At 63.5% G+C, this 18174-nt stretch carries 15 protein-coding genes and 2 tRNA genes; 8 read left to right on the forward strand and 9 right to left on the reverse strand.

Translation table 11 applies throughout. The features are described from left to right. Window positions 1-186 precede the first annotated feature (186 nt). Window positions 187-504, forward strand: coding sequence for a VOC family protein (locus tag PHO31112_RS22365; protein ID WP_150623215.1), 318 nt, complete (start codon window positions 187-189; stop codon window positions 502-504). A 48-nt stretch (window positions 505-552) separates the two neighbouring features. On the opposite strand, the gene PHO31112_RS22370 is transcribed toward PHO31112_RS22365, so the two are convergent. After that, window positions 553-1461, reverse strand: coding sequence for a DMT family transporter (locus PHO31112_RS22370; RefSeq protein ID WP_150623217.1), 909 nt, complete (start codon window positions 1459-1461; stop codon window positions 553-555). Window positions 1462-1562: 101 nt separating this feature from the next. Here PHO31112_RS22370 and PHO31112_RS22375 point away from each other — a divergent pair, with 101 nt between their 5' ends. Both PHO31112_RS22375 and PHO31112_RS22380 read left to right on the forward strand, forming a co-directional pair. Further along, window positions 1563-2351: an AraC family transcriptional regulator gene (locus PHO31112_RS22375; protein ID WP_150623219.1), complete on the forward strand. Its 789-nt coding sequence runs from the start codon at window positions 1563-1565 to the stop codon at window positions 2349-2351. Window positions 2352-2400: 49 nt separating this feature from the next. Then, on the forward strand, window positions 2401-2697 hold the full coding sequence (locus PHO31112_RS22380) for a YciI-like protein (RefSeq protein WP_150623221.1): 297 nt from the start codon (window positions 2401-2403) through the stop codon (window positions 2695-2697). 171 nt (window positions 2698-2868) lie between these two features. On the opposite strand, the gene PHO31112_RS22385 is transcribed toward PHO31112_RS22380, so the two are convergent. The 6 genes from PHO31112_RS22385 to PHO31112_RS22410 form a co-directional block, all read right to left on the reverse strand. Continuing rightward, window positions 2869-2944 (reverse strand) — tRNA-Glu (locus PHO31112_RS22385). Between the two features lie 16 nt (window positions 2945-2960). Beyond that, window positions 2961-3036, reverse strand: a tRNA-Ala gene (locus PHO31112_RS22390). 83 nt (window positions 3037-3119) lie between these two features. Further along, the gene (locus PHO31112_RS22395) at window positions 3120-4289 is read right to left on the reverse strand and encodes a DSD1 family PLP-dependent enzyme (protein ID WP_150623223.1); all 1170 of its coding nucleotides are present in this window, start codon (window positions 4287-4289) and stop codon (window positions 3120-3122) included. Between the two features lie 40 nt (window positions 4290-4329). Continuing rightward, window positions 4330-7392, reverse strand: a complete 3063-nt coding sequence (locus PHO31112_RS22400) for an FAD-binding and (Fe-S)-binding domain-containing protein (RefSeq protein WP_150623225.1) — start codon at window positions 7390-7392, stop codon at window positions 4330-4332. A gap of 196 nt (window positions 7393-7588) precedes the next feature. Continuing rightward, on the reverse strand, window positions 7589-8866 hold the full coding sequence (locus PHO31112_RS22405) for an MFS transporter (protein ID WP_150623227.1): 1278 nt from the start codon (window positions 8864-8866) through the stop codon (window positions 7589-7591). A 187-nt stretch (window positions 8867-9053) separates the two neighbouring features. Next, a complete protein-coding gene (locus PHO31112_RS22410; protein WP_150623229.1) occupies window positions 9054-10274 on the reverse strand; it encodes a pyridoxal-phosphate-dependent aminotransferase family protein in 1221 nt (406 codons plus the stop codon). Window positions 10275-10451: 177 nt separating this feature from the next. Here PHO31112_RS22410 and PHO31112_RS22415 point away from each other — a divergent pair, with 177 nt between their 5' ends. Then, complete coding sequence (locus PHO31112_RS22415) at window positions 10452-11168, forward strand: GntR family transcriptional regulator (protein WP_150623231.1); 717 nt, start codon at window positions 10452-10454, stop codon at window positions 11166-11168. 128 nt (window positions 11169-11296) lie between these two features. On the opposite strand, the gene PHO31112_RS22420 is transcribed toward PHO31112_RS22415, so the two are convergent. Then, window positions 11297-11938, reverse strand: a complete 642-nt coding sequence (locus PHO31112_RS22420; RefSeq protein ID WP_150623233.1) for a flavodoxin family protein — start codon at window positions 11936-11938, stop codon at window positions 11297-11299. 251 nt (window positions 11939-12189) lie between these two features. Beyond that, entirely contained in the window at window positions 12190-13092 is a 903-nt protein-coding gene (locus tag PHO31112_RS22425; protein WP_246178465.1) for an IclR family transcriptional regulator, read from the reverse strand. 175 nt (window positions 13093-13267) lie between these two features. On the opposite strand from PHO31112_RS22425, the gene PHO31112_RS22430 reads away from it, so the two are divergent. The 4 genes from PHO31112_RS22430 to PHO31112_RS22445 all read left to right on the forward strand — a co-directional run bounded on the left by PHO31112_RS22430 (window position 13268) and on the right by PHO31112_RS22445 (window position 18170). After that, window positions 13268-14716 carry an NAD-dependent succinate-semialdehyde dehydrogenase gene (locus PHO31112_RS22430; protein ID WP_150623235.1) on the forward strand — a complete coding sequence of 483 codons (1449 nt, stop codon included), beginning with the start codon at window positions 13268-13270 and terminating at the stop codon, window positions 14714-14716. A gap of 110 nt (window positions 14717-14826) precedes the next feature. Next, complete coding sequence (locus PHO31112_RS22435; RefSeq protein WP_246178466.1) at window positions 14827-16131, forward strand: ABC transporter substrate-binding protein; 1305 nt, start codon at window positions 14827-14829, stop codon at window positions 16129-16131. Between the two features lie 129 nt (window positions 16132-16260). Continuing rightward, window positions 16261-17157, forward strand: a complete 897-nt coding sequence (locus PHO31112_RS22440) for a branched-chain amino acid ABC transporter permease (protein WP_010808561.1) — start codon at window positions 16261-16263, stop codon at window positions 17155-17157. Next, window positions 17154-18170 (forward strand): branched-chain amino acid ABC transporter permease, encoded by a 1017-nt coding sequence (locus PHO31112_RS22445; RefSeq protein ID WP_150623236.1) that lies wholly within the window; start codon window positions 17154-17156, stop codon window positions 18168-18170. Before PHO31112_RS22440 ends, PHO31112_RS22445 begins: the two co-directional genes overlap by 4 nt. Window positions 18171-18174: the final 4 nt, after the last annotated feature.

The raw sequence follows: 18174 nt of genomic DNA on the forward strand, positions 1-18174 counted from the left end.
GGCCATCTGCGCTATCCAGTTACGCCGGATACCGGGACAACCCGCCGTCTGGCAGAGCGTCCTGACGACATCTAGGATAGGCCTCGTCGATCCGATTGACCTGATTGACCTCGATAGTTCGCATCGCGAGCGGGCACTCACATCGCCTTGCGCCGATGCATTGTCATACCCACGTCAGGAGCCCCCATGAAACGCTTTCACATCGCGCTCGCCGTGCGCGATCTCGACGAATCCATTCAAGACTATTCGGCGCGTCTCGGTCAGCCGCCGGCGGCTGTCGTGCCCGGTGCCTACGCCATGTGGCGTACCGACCTGCTGAACTTCTCGATCAACCAGTCGCCCGCGCACGCCGGTACGCTGCGACACGTTGGCTTCGAAGACGACAGTGTCCCCGAGTATTCCAGCAGCACCGACTGCAATGGCCTGCTCTGGGAAGCTTTCTGCGCAGCAGAGCAGGACCATCGCATAGTGAGCACTTACGGGGTCGCGGTTCGTGGTTCGTAACGCGTCCCCCCTGCCTCGCTGCCGCAGCATCGCCGCGCAGCAGCGGGCTTACGCCGGGTTTTCAGGGGCCGTGCCGAAGCCCGGCAGCGGACGCTGCCAGCGCTGCGCAATGAATACCCCGGCAAGCGCCACGCCGCCGCCGATCAGGTGGAACGTGTGCAAGCGCTCACCCAGCAATACCACCGCAATCGCCGCCGTCATGACAGGCAGTACGTTGATGAACATGCTGCACCGATTCGGCCCCAGATGGCGAATGCCCTGAATCCAGAGGATCGGCAGCAGAATCGATGCCCCCAGCCCCGCGTACAGCACCAGCGGCACCGTGGCGGTGTTGAGTTGTGCCTGACCGGCGGGCACGAGCGCAAGCATCGGGATCATCGTCACGAGTGCTGCCCAGGCCTGGACGTAAGTCGACTGCGCAGGCGGCACGGCCACGTGCCAGCGTCGCAACAACACGCTGTACAGCCCGTAGGATGCCGATGCGATCAACATGAGCACGTCGCCCAGATGCACGCCGCCGTCGAGCAGTTGCGACGGATGCCCCTGCCCGATCAGATACACCAGTCCCGCCAGTGACAGCAGGCCACCGACGAGCATGCCGAGCGTTGGCGGCTCGCGCAGCAGCACCACACTCCACAGCAACGTGAGCAGCGGCGCGAGGGCCGTCACGATGGCCATGTTCGTCGCCGTCGTGCTGTGCGCCGCCAGATACGACAGGCTCTGATAGAACGACATGCTCAGGAAACCGAGGAAGCCGAGTTTGGCCAGTTGAGGGCGAATGTGTCCCCAGTTGCGCGCCAGCGGACGAATGACGAATGGCGTCATGACGGCAAGCGCCAGCACCAGCCGGTAGAACGTGATGGCCGACGGCGCGATGGTCGTAGCCGAGAGCTTCGAGACGATGACATTGCCGGCCCACAACAGCATGGCGCCCAGCGGATACAGGAAGTACCCCATGACGATTTTCCGCAAGTATGAAAAGGAAGCGTCATCGTCGGGCATGCCGCAATGGGGCGTCTCACGCTAAAATTCCCGAACCTGTCTCAAGAAGGACACTCATGAACACCGTCCGCCGCCCCCCGGAGGCTCGCTTGCCCGACCACCTTCGCTTCGAAAATACGCCCATGCCGATGGCGGCGATGGCGGTTGACTATGCGCACAACGAGTTCATCGCATCGCATTCCCATCGCCGCGCGCAACTGCTCTACGCCATCGAGGGCGTGATGATCATCGCGTCTGCATCGGGTCGCTGGGTGGTGCCGCCCACGCGCGGCGTCTGGCTGGCGGCCGGGCTGGAGCATACGGTGCAGATGAGTGGCAACGTCAAGATGCGCACGGTGTTCGTCGAGCCCGGCACGGAACCCTTACCCGATGAGAGTTGCGTGGTGGAAATCACGCCGCTCATGCGCGAGCTGATTCTCGCGGCCATTCACGTGCCGACCGATTACGCGAACGACTCGCGCGATGCGCGCCTCATGCGTCTGCTGCTCGACGAGCTGATTGTCTTGCCGGTTCTCCCGCTGTACCTTCCGTGGCCGCGCGACACGCGTTTGGCCCGCACATGCGACCGCCTGATGCAGACCCCGTGCGACGATGCGACCATCGACGACTGGGCTCGCGACGCCGGCCTGTCGGCAAAGACCTTCCAGCGACGCTTCGCCCGGGAGACGGGCATGACGTTCGGCCGTTGGCGTCAGCAGGCCCGCCTGCTTCAGGCCCTGGAAGCGCTCGCGCGCGGTGAGAAAATCGTGAATGTCGCGCTCGATCACGGCTATGCAAGCCAGAGCGCGTTTGCCGCCATGTTCAAGCGGCATTTCGGCGTACCGCCGTCGGCGTTTTACCGATAATGCAGCGGTACGCCGTCGATACCGCAGCGAATTCAAAGGAGACAACCTCATGCATTACCTGCTCACTTACGACCTCGTCGACGATTATCTCGAGCGTCGCGCCCAATATCGCGACGCCCATTTGGCGCTCGCCTGGCAAGCCGCCGATCGTGGTGAGCTACTGCTCGCCGGCGCGCTCGAATCCCCCATAGACGCGGCGGCATTACTCTTCGAAGGCGAATCCCCTGCAGCGGCCGAAGCGTTCGCAAAAACCGATCCGTATGTCGTGAATGGTCTGGTGAAGGCGTGGTGCGTGCGGCCGTGGAAAACCGTCGTGGGCAAAACAGCGAGTTCGCCGTTGCGCTGAGCGCAATGCATGGGGATATGCGGCACAGGATGCCGCTTGCCATACGACGCCGAGGAGAAAATTCCGTCGCGGAAAAAACAAAACGCGCTTGGCAGTGAAGCCAAGCGCGTATGTCGACAACCGATTGTACGTCGTGTTTTCGGATATTGCCGAGAATCACGCCGATGAATCTGGCGTCCCCTAGGGGATTCGAACCCCTGTACTCACCGTGAAAGGGTGATGTCCTAGGCCTCTAGACGAAGGGGACATAAAGTCTTCCGTTTTGGTGGAGGTAAGCGGGATCGAACCGCTGACCTCTTGCATGCCATGCAAGCGCTCTCCCAGCTGAGCTATACCCCCGTACGGCGAAGAAACGAGACTATAACGCGGTTTTTGAAAGTTGTGAAGTCCCCTGCGCGAAAATTTTTCGACGCCGTTAGGCTTCACTGACTCAGGCCACGCGCTTCAATGGGCCATAGCCCTTCGACACGTCCATGCCGTACGGCCACATACCGATCATAGAGATTGACTGTCGGATCGCAATGCCCCGGCACGAGCAGGATTGGCTCGCCGAGCCAGGGTGCGCTGTCCTCGCCGGGAGACCCCAGTTCAAGCACGCCATGCTCATCCGACGCCGTGCGGTAATGCGGCTTGCCCACCTGTTGCGACGACCAGAAGCGCGGCAGCCCCGAATCCGTCGCCACGCTCTTGAGCCCCGCATCGCACACGATGATGCCGGCGCGTGCCGTGCTCATGACCGTCGACGCGAGAAACAGGCCATGGCGGAAGCACCACTCGTCGCGCCATTCGAGCGAGCCGTAATGACCATCGAGAAACACATACGAGCCGGGCTGAATCTCGGTATAGACGCCACTCTCGATATCGAACTCTGCCGTGCCCGTGCCACCGCCCGTGACCACCGGGCAGGCGATCCCGCGCGCCTCGAGAAAGCGCACATAGGCCGACGCGCGGTCGGCGGCAAGCCGCGCCGTATCACGACGCTTGTCCCAGCTATCGATGTGTTGCGCGCTGCCGTGATACGCCTGCAACCCGCCAAAGCGCAGCCCTTCATAATGATCGATGGCATCGACCAATTGCGCCACGGCGTCCGTCGAATCCACCCCGCAACGCCCCTGCCCCACATCGACCTCAGGTAGCACGGCGATACGCACACCGGCGCGCTGTGCCGCCTTACCGAGCGGCGCCACCTGACGCACGTCGTCCACGCAGACGGACAGCGTGACGCGCGACGCCATCTCCACGACGAGCGCCACGCGCGCTTCGCCCACGAACTCATTGCTGATGTGGATGTTGCCGATCCCCGCATTGACGAAAGGAATCGCTTCCGTGACCTTCTGGCAGCAGATGCCGACGGCGCCCGCCGCCATCTGGGCTCGTGCAATCGTGACGGACTTGTGCGCCTTGGCGTGCGGACGCACCGCGACACCCTGGGCGGCGGCGGCACTCGCCATGCGGGCGACGTTCGCGTCGAAGGCGTCGAGGTCGAGCAGCAAGGAAGGCGTTGCCACCTGCGCGAGCGAATCGCCCACGCGCGCGACCGGGGGTACCGCTACATTGGCAGACGTCGAAACCGTATTGAGTGAATCGGGCATCACAATCCCCTGGAAGGCATTTGCAAAAAATATGCAGCATTCAGGCAGGCAGCGCCCGGGCCAGCACACACGCGAGGTGAAGCGCATCCGTGTGCGCACCATCGTGAATCTGATGCCGGCAACTGGTGCCGTCGGCCACAACGATGGCGTTCTCCTTGCGCTTCCGGATCGCCGGCAACAGCGTCAATTCGGACATGGCGCGAGAGGTATCGTAGTGCTCGGCCTCATAACCGAAGCTGCCCGCCATGCCGCAACATGACGACTCGATCGATGATACCTTCAGCCCCGGCACCCATCCAAGAACGGCCGTCACGGGCGAGTAGGCATCGAACGCCTTCTGATGGCAGTGCCCATGCACGAGCGCCTCGCCCACGCCATCGGGCAAGGCCCGCCAAGCCACATCGAAACGCCCTGCCACCTTCTCACGAACCAGAAATTCCTCAAACAGGAACGCATTGTCTGCCACCTTGCGGGCCGCATCGCCGAAACCGTAGCCGAGCACTTCGTCGCGCAACGACAGCAGGCACGACGGCTCCAGCCCCACAATCGGCACACCGCGTTCGACGAACGGCATCACGGCGTCGAGCAACCGCCGGGCTTCCGCTTTCGCTTCGTCCACCAGCCCCGCTGCGAGGAACGTGCGCCCACAGCACAGCGGACGCTCGCCCGCGCGCTGGCTCACGTGAACGGTATATCCGGCGGCTTCGAGCACGCGCTTGGCGGCGCGCGCATTCTCCGGTTCCATGTAGTTGTTGAACGTATCGACGAAGAGCAGTACCTGACGCTGCCCGGCCGCTTCCGGCGCCGGCGTCGCAGCAAGCGGCGTCTGTCGCGCCAGGAACGACGGTTTCAGCGCCGGCACCGAGCGCTCCAGCGCCAGGCCGAGCCAGCGCTTCGCGGCGTTGCTGCCCGGCAGACGCTGCGCCGCATCGAGCAGGCCGCCTACGCGGCTGGCCCACGGCGCATAGCGCGGCAAGTAGGCGATGAGCTTGTCGCGCAACGACACGCCGTGGCGCTTGGCCCGCGCGTGACGCGCCTCGATCTTGAAGCGCGCCATGTCGATGCCCGTCGGGCAATCGCGCTTGCAGCCCTTGCACGACACACACAGATCGAGCGCCGCCTTGACGTCGTCGCTCGCGAGCCCTTCGTCGCCCAATTGTCCGGACACGGCAAGACGCAACGTATTGGCGCGTCCGCGCGTCACATGCTGTTCATCGCGGGTGACGCGATAGCTCGGGCACATCGTACCCGCGTCGAACTTGCGGCAATGTCCATTGTTATTGCACATCTCGACGGCCGACGCGAGGCCGTGCGTGGCATCGGCGCCGGTATCGGGGGCGCTCTGCTCGCCGGTCAGCGCGTCGCGCGTCACGTTCCACGCCGTCCAGTCGAGCGCCGGGGTGATCGGCGTGGCCGCGTAGCCCGGCGCGAATCGGAACAACTCGCGCGTATCCATCTTCGGCGGACGCACCATCTTGTCCGGATTGAAACGGTTCTGCGGATCGAACAGTTGCTTGATCTCAGCGAACGCCGCATTGATGCGCGGCCCGTATTGCCAGGCCACCCACTCGCCGCGGCACAGCCCGTCGCCGTGCTCGCCCGAGTATGCGCCCTTGTATTCGCGCACGAGCGCTGCCGCCTCTCCGGCGATGTCGCGCATCTTCACGGCGCCGTCGCGACGCATATCGAGAATCGGGCGCACATGCAGCGTGCCCACGCTCGCGTGCGCGTACCAGGTGCCCTCCGTGCCGTTGCGATGGAACACTTCGGTCAGCCGCCGCGTGTACTCCGCAAGATGTTCCAGCGGCACCGCGCAGTCTTCGATAAACGACACCGGCTTGCCGTCGCCCTTCATGCTCATCATGATGTTCAGGCCCGCCTTTCGCACTTCCCACAGCGCCTTCTGCGGCCCCGCTTCGGGCATCTTCACCACGCTGCCGGGCAGTCCGAGATCCGCCATGAGCGAGGCGAGGTCGTCGAGCTTCGCACGCAGCGCATTAGCGTCGTCGCCCGCGAACTCCACGAGCAGAATCGCTTGCGGATCGCCGGTGAGCGCCGTCTCGATTACCGGGCGGAACGCCGGGTTGTCCATCGCCAGATCGATCATCGTGCGATCAACCAGTTCCACCGCGACCGGCCCCAGCTTGACGATGTGCTGCGTGAGATCCATCGCCTGATAGAACGTGGGGAAGTTCACCACACCGAGCGTCTTGTGCACGGGCAGCGGCACCAGCTTGAGCGTGATCTGACGGCTGTACGCGAGCGTGCCCTCCGAGCCGACCAGTAAATGCGACAGGTTGGCCACGCCGTCGTGTGTGTACGCCCGCGGATTGAGGCAGTCGAACAAATCGAGGTTGTAGCCCGCCACGCGTCGCAGCACGCGCGGCACGCGCTCACGCAGTTCGTCACGCTCACGCACGGCGATCTCGTGAACGCGCTCGAGAATCGCCCGCATGCGAGCGTCGGCGGGCGGCGTGTGCAGCGAACCAAAGTGCAATTGCGCGCCATCGGCCAGCACCGCATTGATGGACAGTACGTTGTGCACCATGTTGCCGTACTCAAGCGAGCGCGAGCCGCACGAGTTGTTGCCCGTCATGCCGCCGATGGTGCATTGCGCCGCTGTCGATACGTCCACCGGGAACCACAGGCCGTGCGGCTTGAGCCACGCGTTCAGGTGATCGAGCACGATGCCCGGCTCGACGGTGACGGTGCGCGCCTCGGCGTCGAACGCCACCACGCGGTTGAGCCACTTGCTGTTGTCGATGACCAGCGCCTCGCCGATGGTCTGGCCGCATTGGCTCGTGCCCGCGCCGCGCGCGAGCACCGGCACCTGCTGGTCACGTGCGATGTCGAGGGCGCGAATCAGGTCCTCCTGATCGCGCGGCACTACCACGCCGATCGGGAATATCTGGTAGATCGACGCGTCGGTCGCATAGCGGCCGCGACTCGCGCGATCAAAGCACACATCGCCACGCATCTCGCGGCGCAGACGATCCTGCAAGGGTGTGAGGGCCACGCCGGCACGCTGCATCGGCATCAGATGCACGGGCTGGGCGATGAGATCGGCGTGGGAAGTCTCGCGGACGTTCGATTGGGCGTTCATGACGTTGCTGGCGTTGAGCTGACAGGGCCGTTGCGCGGGCCCGCCCGGGCGGGCAGAAGATATGGCGAAGGTAAAGATAAAGCGTGTCCGGCTGACGTTTTGCAGGAGATGTCGCCGATGCCGCCCGATGTCGCGCGCGCCGAGCTTTCGGCACGCGCGACGATCAGGCGCACATCACACATACATCTCACGCCCATCAGGCCGGCTGGCGCGCATTACTCGCTTTGGCGGCATCGCCGGCCACCGAAAACTTGCTCTCGGGCTGCATGCGGAAAGCCAGCACCACGCCGAGGGCCATCAAGATCATGCTGCCCACGAACGGCAGTTCCCAGTTGCCCGTGCGGTCGATGAGATAGCCCGAAATCACCGGCGAGAGGATCGCGGCCAGCGCCGAACCGGTGTTCATCATGCCGCTGGCCGTGCCGGAGTATTCCGGGGCGACGTCCATCGGGATCGCCCACATCGGGCCAATCGTCATTTCGGCGAAGAAGAAGCCGAACGCCAGACACGCCATCGACACGTACAGATGGTGCGTGAACATCATCGGCACGAGCGAAATCAGCGTGAGCAGCATGCACACGGACACCATCCAGCTACGTGCGCGCTTCAGGTTACCGGTGCGCTCGTACAGCTTATCCGTGACGATCCCGCCGAGCGTATCGCCGATCACACCGGCGAAGAACACGCTCGATGCGAACAACGCCGACTTCTTCAGGTCGAGATCGTAGCTGTGCAGGAAGTATTGCGGAATCCACGACAGGAAGAGCCACAACGTCCAGCCGTAGCAGAAGTACACGATCGTGACCGGCATCATGCGCTTGAACAGCGGCGCCCACGGCACCGACGCGCTCTTTGCCTTCAGCGCGGGCAGCACGGCGAGTTCTTCGGTCGTGATGCGCGGATGATCTTGCGGGCGCTCCGTGAACGTGAGCCCCCACAACACCACCCAGACCAGACTCACGATACCGCACAGATAAAACGATTCGCGCCAGCCGTGCGTCGCCATGATGAACACCACCACGGCCGGAGCCACGGCATTGCCGATGCGCGACGCCGCGTGCGTGATGCCCTGAGCGAAACCGCGCTTTTCTTTGGGGATCCAACGGGACATGGCCGACGTTGCCGCCGGAAACGTTGCGCCCTCACCGAGGCCCAGCAGCAGACGTGCCAGCAACAGTGTGACGAGACCGCCCGCCATGCCGGTGAGAATCGTCGCGACGGCCCACAACGCACCGCAGAAGAGTAGCGTCCGCTTCGCACCGAAGCGGTCGCTCACCCAGCCGCCGATGATTTGAAAAACCAGATAGGGATAAGCGAAAGCGGAGAAGACGAGACCGATTTCGGTCTTGTTGAGATTGAATTCCTTGCCGAAGCCGGCGGCAGCCGTACTGACGTTGACACGATCGAGATAGGTGATGAAGTACATGACGCATAGCATCACCAGCACGACCCGTGTCGCTCTGAAAAGCTTCATTGCATGTCTCCTGAAACATCCTGTGAAGCGCCCCTGCCTGCAGATGGCGCAAAAGGTGTTGCCGCGGTACGAGCCCTTCTGTGGTGGGGCCCGTTACCGCCTGAATGACAAGTAAAGCGTTCACTGCAAGGGTACCGGCAACGGCTACGGCGCCCTTCGTCTCCTGTTAAGGATTACTAACGGCCTGTCAGGCGGCGGCCTTGAGCGACGGCGTGTCTTTTGCCTGCGCCAGATAGTCCATCGCGGCAACGACACCCGAACCGACGAGTTTCACGCCGGAAATCTGCAACCCCATTTCGCAACCCGCGAGCGTTGCCATGAGCGTGAGGTCGTTACAGTCGCCCAAATGGCCGATACGGAACATCGTGCCGCGGATCTTTCCGAGCGCCTGCCCCAGCGACATATCGAAGCGCTCGTAGATACGCTTGCGCACTTCGTCGGCGTCCACGCCCTGCGGCATGACCACACCGGTGAGCACCGGGCTGTATACCACCGGGTCCTGACACTGGATCTCAAGGCCCCACGCGCGCACGGCGCGGCGCGTGGCTTCGGCCAGACGCTGGTGGCGGGCGAACACGTTGTCCAGCCCCTCTTCGAGAATCATGTCGAGCGCTTCGGACAGGCCGTACAACAGGTTCGTGTTCGGCGTGTACGGCCAGTAGCCGTTCTTGTTCGCTTCGATGATTTCCTGCCAGCCCCAGAAAGCGCGCGGCAGTTTGGCGCTGCGGCCAGCTTCGAGCGCCTTGGGCGAGACCGCGTTGAAGCTGATTCCCGGCGGCAGCATCAGGCCCTTCTGCGACCCCGAGACGGTGACGTCCACGCCCCATTCGTCGTGACGGTAATCGGCCGAGCCGAGGCCCGAGATCGTGTCGACGAGCAGCAGCGCGGGATGCCCGGCAGCGTCGATGGCGCGACGCACCGCCGCGATGTCCGAGGTTACGCCGGTCGAGGTTTCGTTGTGAACCACGCACACGGCCTTGATGTCATGCGCGGTGTCGGCGCGCAAGCGCGCTTCGATCATGTCCGGCTGAACGCCGCGACGCCAGCCGTCGGTGCCCGGCAGGCCGATGAACTCCGGCTTCAGGCCAAGGTTCTCGGCCATCTTCTTCCAGAGTGTGGAGAAGTGTCCCGTCTCGAACATGAGCACGTGATCGCCGGGCGAAAGCGTATTCGTCAGCGCAGCTTCCCACGCCCCCGTGCCCGACGCCGGATAGATCACCACCGGCTGTTCCGTCTTGAAGATCTTCTTGATGTCGGCCAGCACCTTGCGGCCGAGCGCGCCAAATTCCGGGCCGCGATGATCGATCGTCGGGTAACTCATGGCGCGCAGAATACGATCGGGCACCGGGCTGGGGCCAGGGATCTGCAGGAAGTGGCGCCCCGAGGGGTGGAAATCGAGCTTCAGCATGAACGTCTCTCTCCTCTTCAAAAATTCTCTTTTGAATTTTGCATTCAAAATACTTTAGCAGAGCCGAGGACTTTCGCAATAGGTGAGAAGCGCTTTCAATACAGGCGTTTACCCTAGAGATACGGGTGCCTGACACCGTACGTTACAATCGCGAACATGAAGACTTGATGATTTTGAATGCAAAAAATGGAAAGCACGTCGACGATTGCCGCCCCAGACATTCCGCGCGTGGAGCGCTTGCGTTTGCACGACACGGTAGTCGAGCATCTGCGCAAGCTCATCATCGAGGGGGTTCTCTCACCCGGCGTCAAACTCAATGAACGCGAGTTGTGCGAAACCCTTGGCATCTCGCGCACCCCACTGCGCGAAGCCTTCAAAGTGCTTGCCGCAGAGGGTCTTATCGAGATTGCGCCGAATCGCGGGGCGAGCGTCGCCCGCATGACGGAAAAGGAAATCCGGGAGATGTTCGAGCTGATGAGTGGGCTCGAGGCTTTTTCAGGCGAGTTGGCTGCCGAGCGCATGACGCCCATCGAACTGGCTGAAATCAAAGCATTGCATTACGCGATGCTCGCGTGCCGCGCACAGCAGGATCTGCCGGGCTATTACGCGCGCAATCAAGCCATTCACGATCGCATCAATGAAGCGGCGCGCAACGGGGCGTTGCGCCAAACTTATGTGTCGATCAATCGTCGTCTCATGGCGCTGCGCTTTCGCTCGAACTTCCATGCAGACAAATGGGACCGCGCTATTGCAGAGCACGAGCAGATGATCGATGCGCTGGAAAAGCACGATGGCAAACGCCTCGGCGAGATCTTGCGCAAGCACCTACTGGCCAAGCGCGACGCCGTCCTGCAAATCCACGCCGAACCGGCGAGCGACGCACCGAGCAACTGAGCCAACGCTCCCAAAGCAAAAAGGCGTGGCGCCCTATCCGGCGCCACGCCTTTTTCATTGGTACTGCGATTCGTCTCTGGCGGGCTTTCGCGGGCCCGCCTGCCGCTCACGCATCCTGCCGAGTCAACTCAGAGACGGCGCTCGGCCGCTTCTCGCGCGCGACGCGCAAGCACGGCGGGCGATTCGAGGACTTCGCCCGCGAGACGCGCGACGAGCGCCGCGACATTGCGGCCGTACTGCTTGCCGGCGATCACATCCGCCGGATCGAGTGCGTAGGCGGCGTCGATTTCCATGCCCGACGCCGTGACGGCCGGGAAATCGCCGGCGTGACGCTTACCGGCAGATGCGCCCGGTGCGATGCCGGATGCGTCGACATCGGCCCACACCATGCCCTGCTGCGCGGCAAGCGCCGCGAAGTAGTCGAGGGTATTGCGCTTGTCGTCGGCCGAACGGCAACTGAACGAGAATCCGCCAGCGACCTTGTCGCGCCAACTGGGTGCCCGCCACATGCCGGTCGTTGCGTCGGCAAATGCCTTGAACGGGGCGGCGATACCGCCCTGATAGGCCGGCGCACCGAAAATGATGGCGTCGGCAGCCGCCAGACGCGTGAGCATGGCTTCGTCGTGCCATTGCCCGTCGACGAGTTGGTGCGGTTCGATGCTGAGCAATTGCGCGTGTGCGCCGGCGTCGTTCACGCCTTGCGCGACGGAATGGGCAATCATGGCGGTTGCGCCGCCTTGCGAGTAGTACACGATTGCAATATTGGACATGGCGTAGTGCTTCCCGAATGGATGTCCGCCCCATGGCACCGCCGGGATCGCGCTTCCCTACGCTTCCGCTGGCTTGTCTGGACATCAGTCAATGTCCAATAATGCCAGTGATAACCCCTAGGGAATAGCCCGCATAACTGGACATGACTGTTCCGCCAAAGATAACAATCCGATGGCGGCACCACGCTGTCGGCAAATCAGCCCCCGGCTGACGGGAAGATGGCGCTACGCTGACCGCGCGCGGGTACGCGCTAACGGCGGGCCGGTGCGCCAAGCCGCACGGAGAGTTGATCGGCCAGTTCGCGCATCTGGCGTCCAATGCGCCGGCCGGTCTCCGAATCGATCTCATTTGTGAGAAAACTGACGGCAAGCCCAGCCACGGCGCGCTCGCCGCTGGCATCGAACACCGGCGCACCGAAGCAAATCATGCCTTCGCGCATCTGCCCGTTGTCGATCGAATAGCCATCGCGACGCACTTGCGCCATTTCCTCGGTCAACGCCGCATAAGTGCTCACGCTCGCCCGCGTGAGCGGCGCGGGCCATACACCGGCCAGCAGATCGGCCGCCTCGCCCGGCGGCAGCGTCGAGAGCATGGCCTTGCCGGTCGCGGTATAGGGCGCGGGCAGCCGCATACCAATGCGGAAGGTCACGCCGAGCGGGCGGTTGCCATTGTGGCAGGCCAGATAGATCACCTCAGCGCCGTCGAGCACAGACAGCGTCACAGTTTCCTGTGCAAACGCGCGCGACGCCTCCCAGACCGCCCGGAATTCCTCGGTGATGTTGGTCTGCGACAGAAACGCGTTCGCCCATCCCATCACGTAAGAGCCCATCGTCATGCCGCCATTGGCATGGCGCTTGACCAGCCGCAGCTTGACCAGCGTATCGCACAGGCCATGCAGCGTGCTCTTGGGCACCCCGGTCTCACGCGCCAGATCGGCCAGCGCCACCGGCTCGGACGACGCCGCAATCACATCCAGGACGTGCACCGCGCGCACCACGGCAGGCGCCGTAGTCTTGATTGGCTCAGAGGCAAGGGTGTCGGATGCGGCGTTGGCGGGTACGTCGGGTGTGCGCTTGGGCATGAACGAGGTGTCGGCTTCGAAATCGTGAGGATGGATCGGGTGGCGGGCCACGCGCCAGCATGGTACGGGCAAGTCATTCTCATTCCGCCCTAGGAAAACCCCTTAGTTGCCCCCGAAACGTTCAATACGTAGAATCATGTTCAATACATAGAATATCGTTCAATAGATAGAACAGCAAGCGGCAACCCGAGACACTGCCGCACGCCGTTTCGCCAACAGGAAAAGCCGGCGAGCCCGGTCAACAGCCATGCAACTCAAAGACACTACCCTCTTCAAGACACTCGCCTGGGTCGACGGTCAATGGATCGCGGCCGACAACGGCAAGACGTTCGACGTGCTGGACCCGGCCACGGGCGAGGTGCTGGCCAAGGTGCCGGAACTTGGCGCCGAGGAAACCACGCGTGCCGTGGCGGCGGCCGAAGCCGCACAAAAGCCGTGGGCTGCCCGTACTGGCAAGGAACGTGCCGCCGCGCTGCGCCGCTGGTTCGATCTGATGATCGCCCACACGGAGGATCTGGCCTATCTGATGACGCGTGAGCAAGGCAAGCCGCTCGCCGAGTCGCGTGGCGAGATCGCCTATGCCGCCAGCTTCGTCGAGTGGTTCGCAGAGCAAGCCAAGCGCGTGGATGGCGACGTGCTTGCCACGCCCGCCTCGGACAAGCGCCTCATCACGCTCAAGCAGCCCGTTGGCGTGTGCGCGGCCATCACGCCGTGGAATTTCCCTGCGGCGATGATCACGCGCAAGGTCGCCCCGGCACTGGCCGCCGGTTGCGCCATCGTGGTTAAGCCTTCCGAACTCACGCCGCTCTCCGCCTTTGCGCTGGCCGAGTTGGCACACCGCGCCGGCATTCCGGGCGGCGTATTTCAGGTTGTGACGGGCGACGCGCGTGCCGTGGGTGGCGTGCTCACTTCGCACCCGAGCGTGCGCAAGCTGTCGTTCACGGGGTCGACCGGCGTGGGCCGTCTGCTCATGGCGCAGTGCGCGCCGACCGTCAAGCGCATGTCGCTGGAGCTGGGGGGCAACGCACCGTTCATCGTGTTCGACGATGCAGACCTCGACGCCGCCGTCGAAGGGGCGATCGCGGCGAAGTACCGCAATGGCGGTCAGACGTGCGTGTGCGCGAACCGCTTCTATATTCAGGACGGCATCTATGACGCGTTCGCCGCGAAGTTCGCGCAGCGCGTGGCCGACATGAAGGTCGGCAACGGTCTGGAAGACGGTGTGGTGATCGGCCCGCTGATCGAAGGCAAGGCGGTGGAAAAGGTGGTCACGCTCGTCGAAGACGCCAAGTCGCACGGCGGCCGTGTGCTGGTGGGCGGCGAAGCGCATGCGCTGGGCGGCACCTACTACGCACCGACGGTGATTGCCGACGCAACGTCGCAAATGCGCGTGGCACGCGAAGAGATCTTCGGCCCGGTAGCGCCCTTGTTCCGCTTCACGGCCGACGCCGACGCCGTCGCGCTCGCGAACGACACGGAATTCGGTCTTGCGGCGTACCTGTACACGCGTGATATCTCGCGCGCATGGCGCACGGCCGAAGCGCTGGAGTACGGCATGGTCGGCCTGAACACGGGGCTGATCTCGAACGAAGTCGCACCGTTCGGCGGCATCAAGCAATCCGGTGTGGGCCGCGAAGGCTCGCACTACGGCATCGAGGAATACCTCGAACTGAAGTACCTGTGCCTGCAAGTGTGATGGACGGGCCTGGGAACAGGCCCCGTCATCGCACCGAAGCACCGGAGCATCAGAACTCCGCAGGTTCATAAATCGACAGACAAGTCGCAACACCACCAAAGGAAACCAGTATGAAGCGCGTTATCCAGCACGGCATGAAGCCGCTCGCTCTCGCACTCGCGGCCGGCGCCGCCATCGCCTCGGTTGCCACGACGGCGCAAGCTCAGACATCGACGGCCGCGAAGCCGATCAAGATCGGCATCGTGACGTTCATGTCGGGCGCCGCCGCAGGTCCCTTCGGCGTGCCCGCCAAGAACGCCGCCGAAATCACGGCAGCCGAACTCAACGCCGGCAAGGTGCCCGCCCCGTACGCCACGAAGGGCTTCGGCGGCGCACCGATCGAACTCGTCTATATCGACGAAGCGGGCAGCACGAGCAAGCAAGTGAGCGAATACCGCAACCTGCTGAATCAGGGCGTGGACTATGTGGTGGGCTACACGTCGTCGGGCAACTGCCTGGCCATTGCGCCGGTCGCGGAAGAACTGAAGAAGGTCACGCTGCTCTTCGATTGCGGCACGCCGCGCGTGTTCGAAGACGCCAGCTTCAAGTACGTCTTCCGCCCGGTCGCCACGGCCACGATGGACAACGTGGGTGCAGCCCGCTACGTTGCCGAGCGCAAGCCGGATCTGCAAACGTATGCCGGCATCAATCAGAACTACGCCTGGGGTCAGGACGCCTGGGCCGACTTCGAAGGCACGCTGAAGGCGCTCAAGCCGAACGCGAAGGCTGTCAGCTCGCAAATGCCGCAATTGGGCGCAGGTCAGTACAACGCCGGTATTTCGAGCCTGTTGTCCGCACACCCGGACGTGCTGCATTCGAGCTTCTGGGGCGGCGATCTGGAAGGCCTCGTGGTGCAAGCGGGTCCGCGCGATCTGTTCAAGAAGTCGCTGACGGTGCTCACCGCCGGTGAGACGGCCACGCACGGCAAGACGCGTCTGCCGGACGGCGTGATCATCGGTGCACGCGGCATGTACGGCATGTTCGCGCCCGACAACGCGTTGAACCGTTGGCTGCGCACCGCTTACAGCGCGAAGTTCAGCGATACGCCGAGCTACCCGTCGTACAAGATGAATCAGAGCATCCTCGCGCTCAAGGCGGCTTATGAGAAGGCGCAGGCGGCCAACGGCGGCAAGCAGCCCATGCCCGAGCAGGTTATCGCGTCGTTCGAGCACCTCGCGTTCGACGCACCGGCCGGCAAGATCGGCCTGACGTTGGGCAAGGGTCACCAGGCAGCGCAAGGCACGGCGTTCGGCATTGTGAAGAACGTGAACGGCAAGGTCACCGTGACCGACGTGAAGCAGTACTCGATCGCGGAAGTCACGCCGCCCGAGGGCGTGAAGTCGGCCGATTGGATCAAGGGCGGCCTGAAGCACTGAGGCGTCTCGTTCAGGAGGACTCGCGGGTCTTCCGCGCAATAAAGCAGCAACGACTTTGAGTCGTACCCGCAAAGCGGGTGTGGCGGACTGTGTGCCGCCCACCGCTTTGCGTTCCAAGGAGAATGCGAGATGTCGCAGATCTACGCCGTCCTGGTGGACGGGGTGATGTACGCCGCGTGGCTGTTCCTGGTTGCCCTGGGACTGACCCTCGTCTACGGCGTGCTCAAAATCTTGAACATGGCGCATGGCAGCCTGTACGCGTTGGGTGCGTACGCTGGCGTGACGTTGATCGGCCCGTGGGTTGCCCAGGGCGGCAACCTTTATGTGAGCTATCTGTTGCTCGTGCTGGCGGCCATCGTCGCGGGCGGAGCCATCGGTTTCATCATGGAGCGCGGGGTGCTGAAGCGCTTCTACGGGCAAGACCCCGTGGTGCTGCTGCTGGTGACCTATGCGCTCTTCCTGATCATGGAAGACGCGATCAAGCTGGTGTGGGGCGTGGACCCATACACGGTGTCGGAGCCGTACAGCTTTCTCGGCAATTTCGATCTGGGCGATCTTTCGTACCCGAACTACAACTTCCTGATCGTGGGCGTGGCGCTCGTGGCCGGTATCGGTCTCACGTCGTTCCTGAAGTTCACGCGCAGCGGCCGTTTGCTGCGCGCGGTGATTCACGATCGTGAGGTCAGTCAGGCGATGGGCATTCGCGTGAGCCGCTATTTCGTGGTGACGTTCATGGCCGGTGCCGTGCTGGCCGCCATTGGCGGTGCGCTGACGGCGCCGACGGTGTCGGTGGCACCGGGCATGGGGGTGGAGATCGTGGTGCTCACTTTTGCGGTGGTGGTGATCGGTGGGCTAGGCTCGCTGCCCGGCGCGGCGTTTGGCGCGCTGCTCGTGGGTCTGGTGCGCGCGAGTGCGGTGCATTACTGGCCGCAAGGCGAGTTGTTCTCGATTTACATCGTCATGGCGCTGGTGCTGGCTGTGCGTCCGAAAGGGATCTTCGCTCCGATGGAGGCTCGCAAGATATGAGTTCCGCAATCTGTTCTCACCTGCGCGCGCCCGGCACGTGGCTCGCGGTGATCGGTTTCGCCGCCATCGGTGCGGCAGGTCTGGCGCTGCCTCAGTGGCAGTTTCTGGTGTCGGTGGCGCTGTCGAAGGGCATCGTCGCGTTGGGACTGGCGCTGTTGCTGCGCACGGGGCTGGCCTCCTTCGGGCAGGCGTTGTTCTTCGCGGTCGGCGCGTACTGCGTGGGCCTCGGCATGAACTATTACGGCCTGACGGCGCTGTTCACGCTACTGGCGATCTCGATGATCGCCTCGGCCGTTCTCGCACTGGTGCTGGGCTTCCTGCTGGCACGCTATCGAGACATTTTCTTCGCGATGCTCACGCTAGCGCTGTCGATGATCTGCTATGGCCTGTTGCTCAATAACGTGGAACTCGGCGGCAGCGACGGCTTCAACGTGAACGCCCCGACACTGGGCAGCAGCACCGGGCCGTGGCAACTCGCGGGGACGAATCTGTTCGCGGTGGGCTTCATCGCGGCGATTGTCTGTGTGATGGCGGCTGCGCTGTATATGCGCTCGACGCCGGGCCGTCTCGGCCCCGCGATCAAGGACAACGAGATCCGCGTGGAGTATCTGGGTACGTCAGCACGCGCGAACATTCATCTGACGTATGTGATCGCTGGCGCCCTCGCGGGTCTGGGTGGCGCGTTGCAGGCGTTCAATATCGGTCACATCGATCCGGACATGGCGTTCTGGACGACCTCGGGCGAGTTCGTCTTCATCGCGGTGCTCTCGGGCACGCGCTTCGCCTTCTCGCCGTTCATCGGTGCGTTGTTGCTGGAAGTGGCGCGTGCGATGGCGTATCGCTACGCGCCGAACACGTGGCAGATCGTGATGGGCGCGATCATGCTGGCGATCATTGCGTTCCTGCCGGGCGGGCTGACGAGTCTGGGGCTGGCGCGTCGCAAGCGGGGAGCGGTGCATCCGGTCACGCAGACGGCGACGACAACGACGGCCGCCTCGGGCGACGCCGCATGAAGGG

This window comes from Pandoraea horticolens (assembly GCF_902459555.1).
Lineage (GTDB): Bacteria > Pseudomonadota > Gammaproteobacteria > Burkholderiales > Burkholderiaceae > Pandoraea > Pandoraea horticolens.

Excerpts from the sequence above, each read along its gene's own strand:
- PHO31112_RS22405 (WP_150623227.1), bottom strand. The coding sequence starts at position 8,866 with ATGAAGCTTTTCAGAGCGACACGGGTCGTGCTGGTGATGCTATGCGTC.
- PHO31112_RS22395 (WP_150623223.1), bottom strand. The coding sequence starts at position 4,289 with ATGCCCGATTCACTCAATACGGTTTCGACGTCTGCCAATGTAGCGGTA.
- PHO31112_RS22370 (WP_150623217.1), bottom strand. The coding sequence starts at position 1,461 with ATGGGGTACTTCCTGTATCCGCTGGGCGCCATGCTGTTGTGGGCCGGC.
- PHO31112_RS22435 (WP_246178466.1), top strand. The coding sequence starts at position 14,827 with ATGAAGCGCGTTATCCAGCACGGCATGAAGCCGCTCGCTCTCGCACTC.
- PHO31112_RS22420 (WP_150623233.1), bottom strand. The coding sequence starts at position 11,938 with ATGTCCAATATTGCAATCGTGTACTACTCGCAAGGCGGCGCAACCGCC.
- PHO31112_RS22445 (WP_150623236.1), top strand. The coding sequence starts at position 17,154 with ATGAGTTCCGCAATCTGTTCTCACCTGCGCGCGCCCGGCACGTGGCTC.
- PHO31112_RS22365 (WP_150623215.1), top strand. The coding sequence starts at position 187 with ATGAAACGCTTTCACATCGCGCTCGCCGTGCGCGATCTCGACGAATCC.
- PHO31112_RS22375 (WP_150623219.1), top strand. The coding sequence starts at position 1,563 with ATGAACACCGTCCGCCGCCCCCCGGAGGCTCGCTTGCCCGACCACCTT.
- PHO31112_RS22400 (WP_150623225.1), bottom strand. The coding sequence starts at position 7,392 with ATGAACGCCCAATCGAACGTCCGCGAGACTTCCCACGCCGATCTCATC.
- PHO31112_RS22430 (WP_150623235.1), top strand. The coding sequence starts at position 13,268 with ATGCAACTCAAAGACACTACCCTCTTCAAGACACTCGCCTGGGTCGAC.
- PHO31112_RS22410 (WP_150623229.1), bottom strand. The coding sequence starts at position 10,274 with ATGCTGAAGCTCGATTTCCACCCCTCGGGGCGCCACTTCCTGCAGATC.
- PHO31112_RS22380 (WP_150623221.1), top strand. The coding sequence starts at position 2,401 with ATGCATTACCTGCTCACTTACGACCTCGTCGACGATTATCTCGAGCGT.
- PHO31112_RS22440 (WP_010808561.1), top strand. The coding sequence starts at position 16,261 with ATGTCGCAGATCTACGCCGTCCTGGTGGACGGGGTGATGTACGCCGCG.
- PHO31112_RS22415 (WP_150623231.1), top strand. The coding sequence starts at position 10,452 with ATGCAAAAAATGGAAAGCACGTCGACGATTGCCGCCCCAGACATTCCG.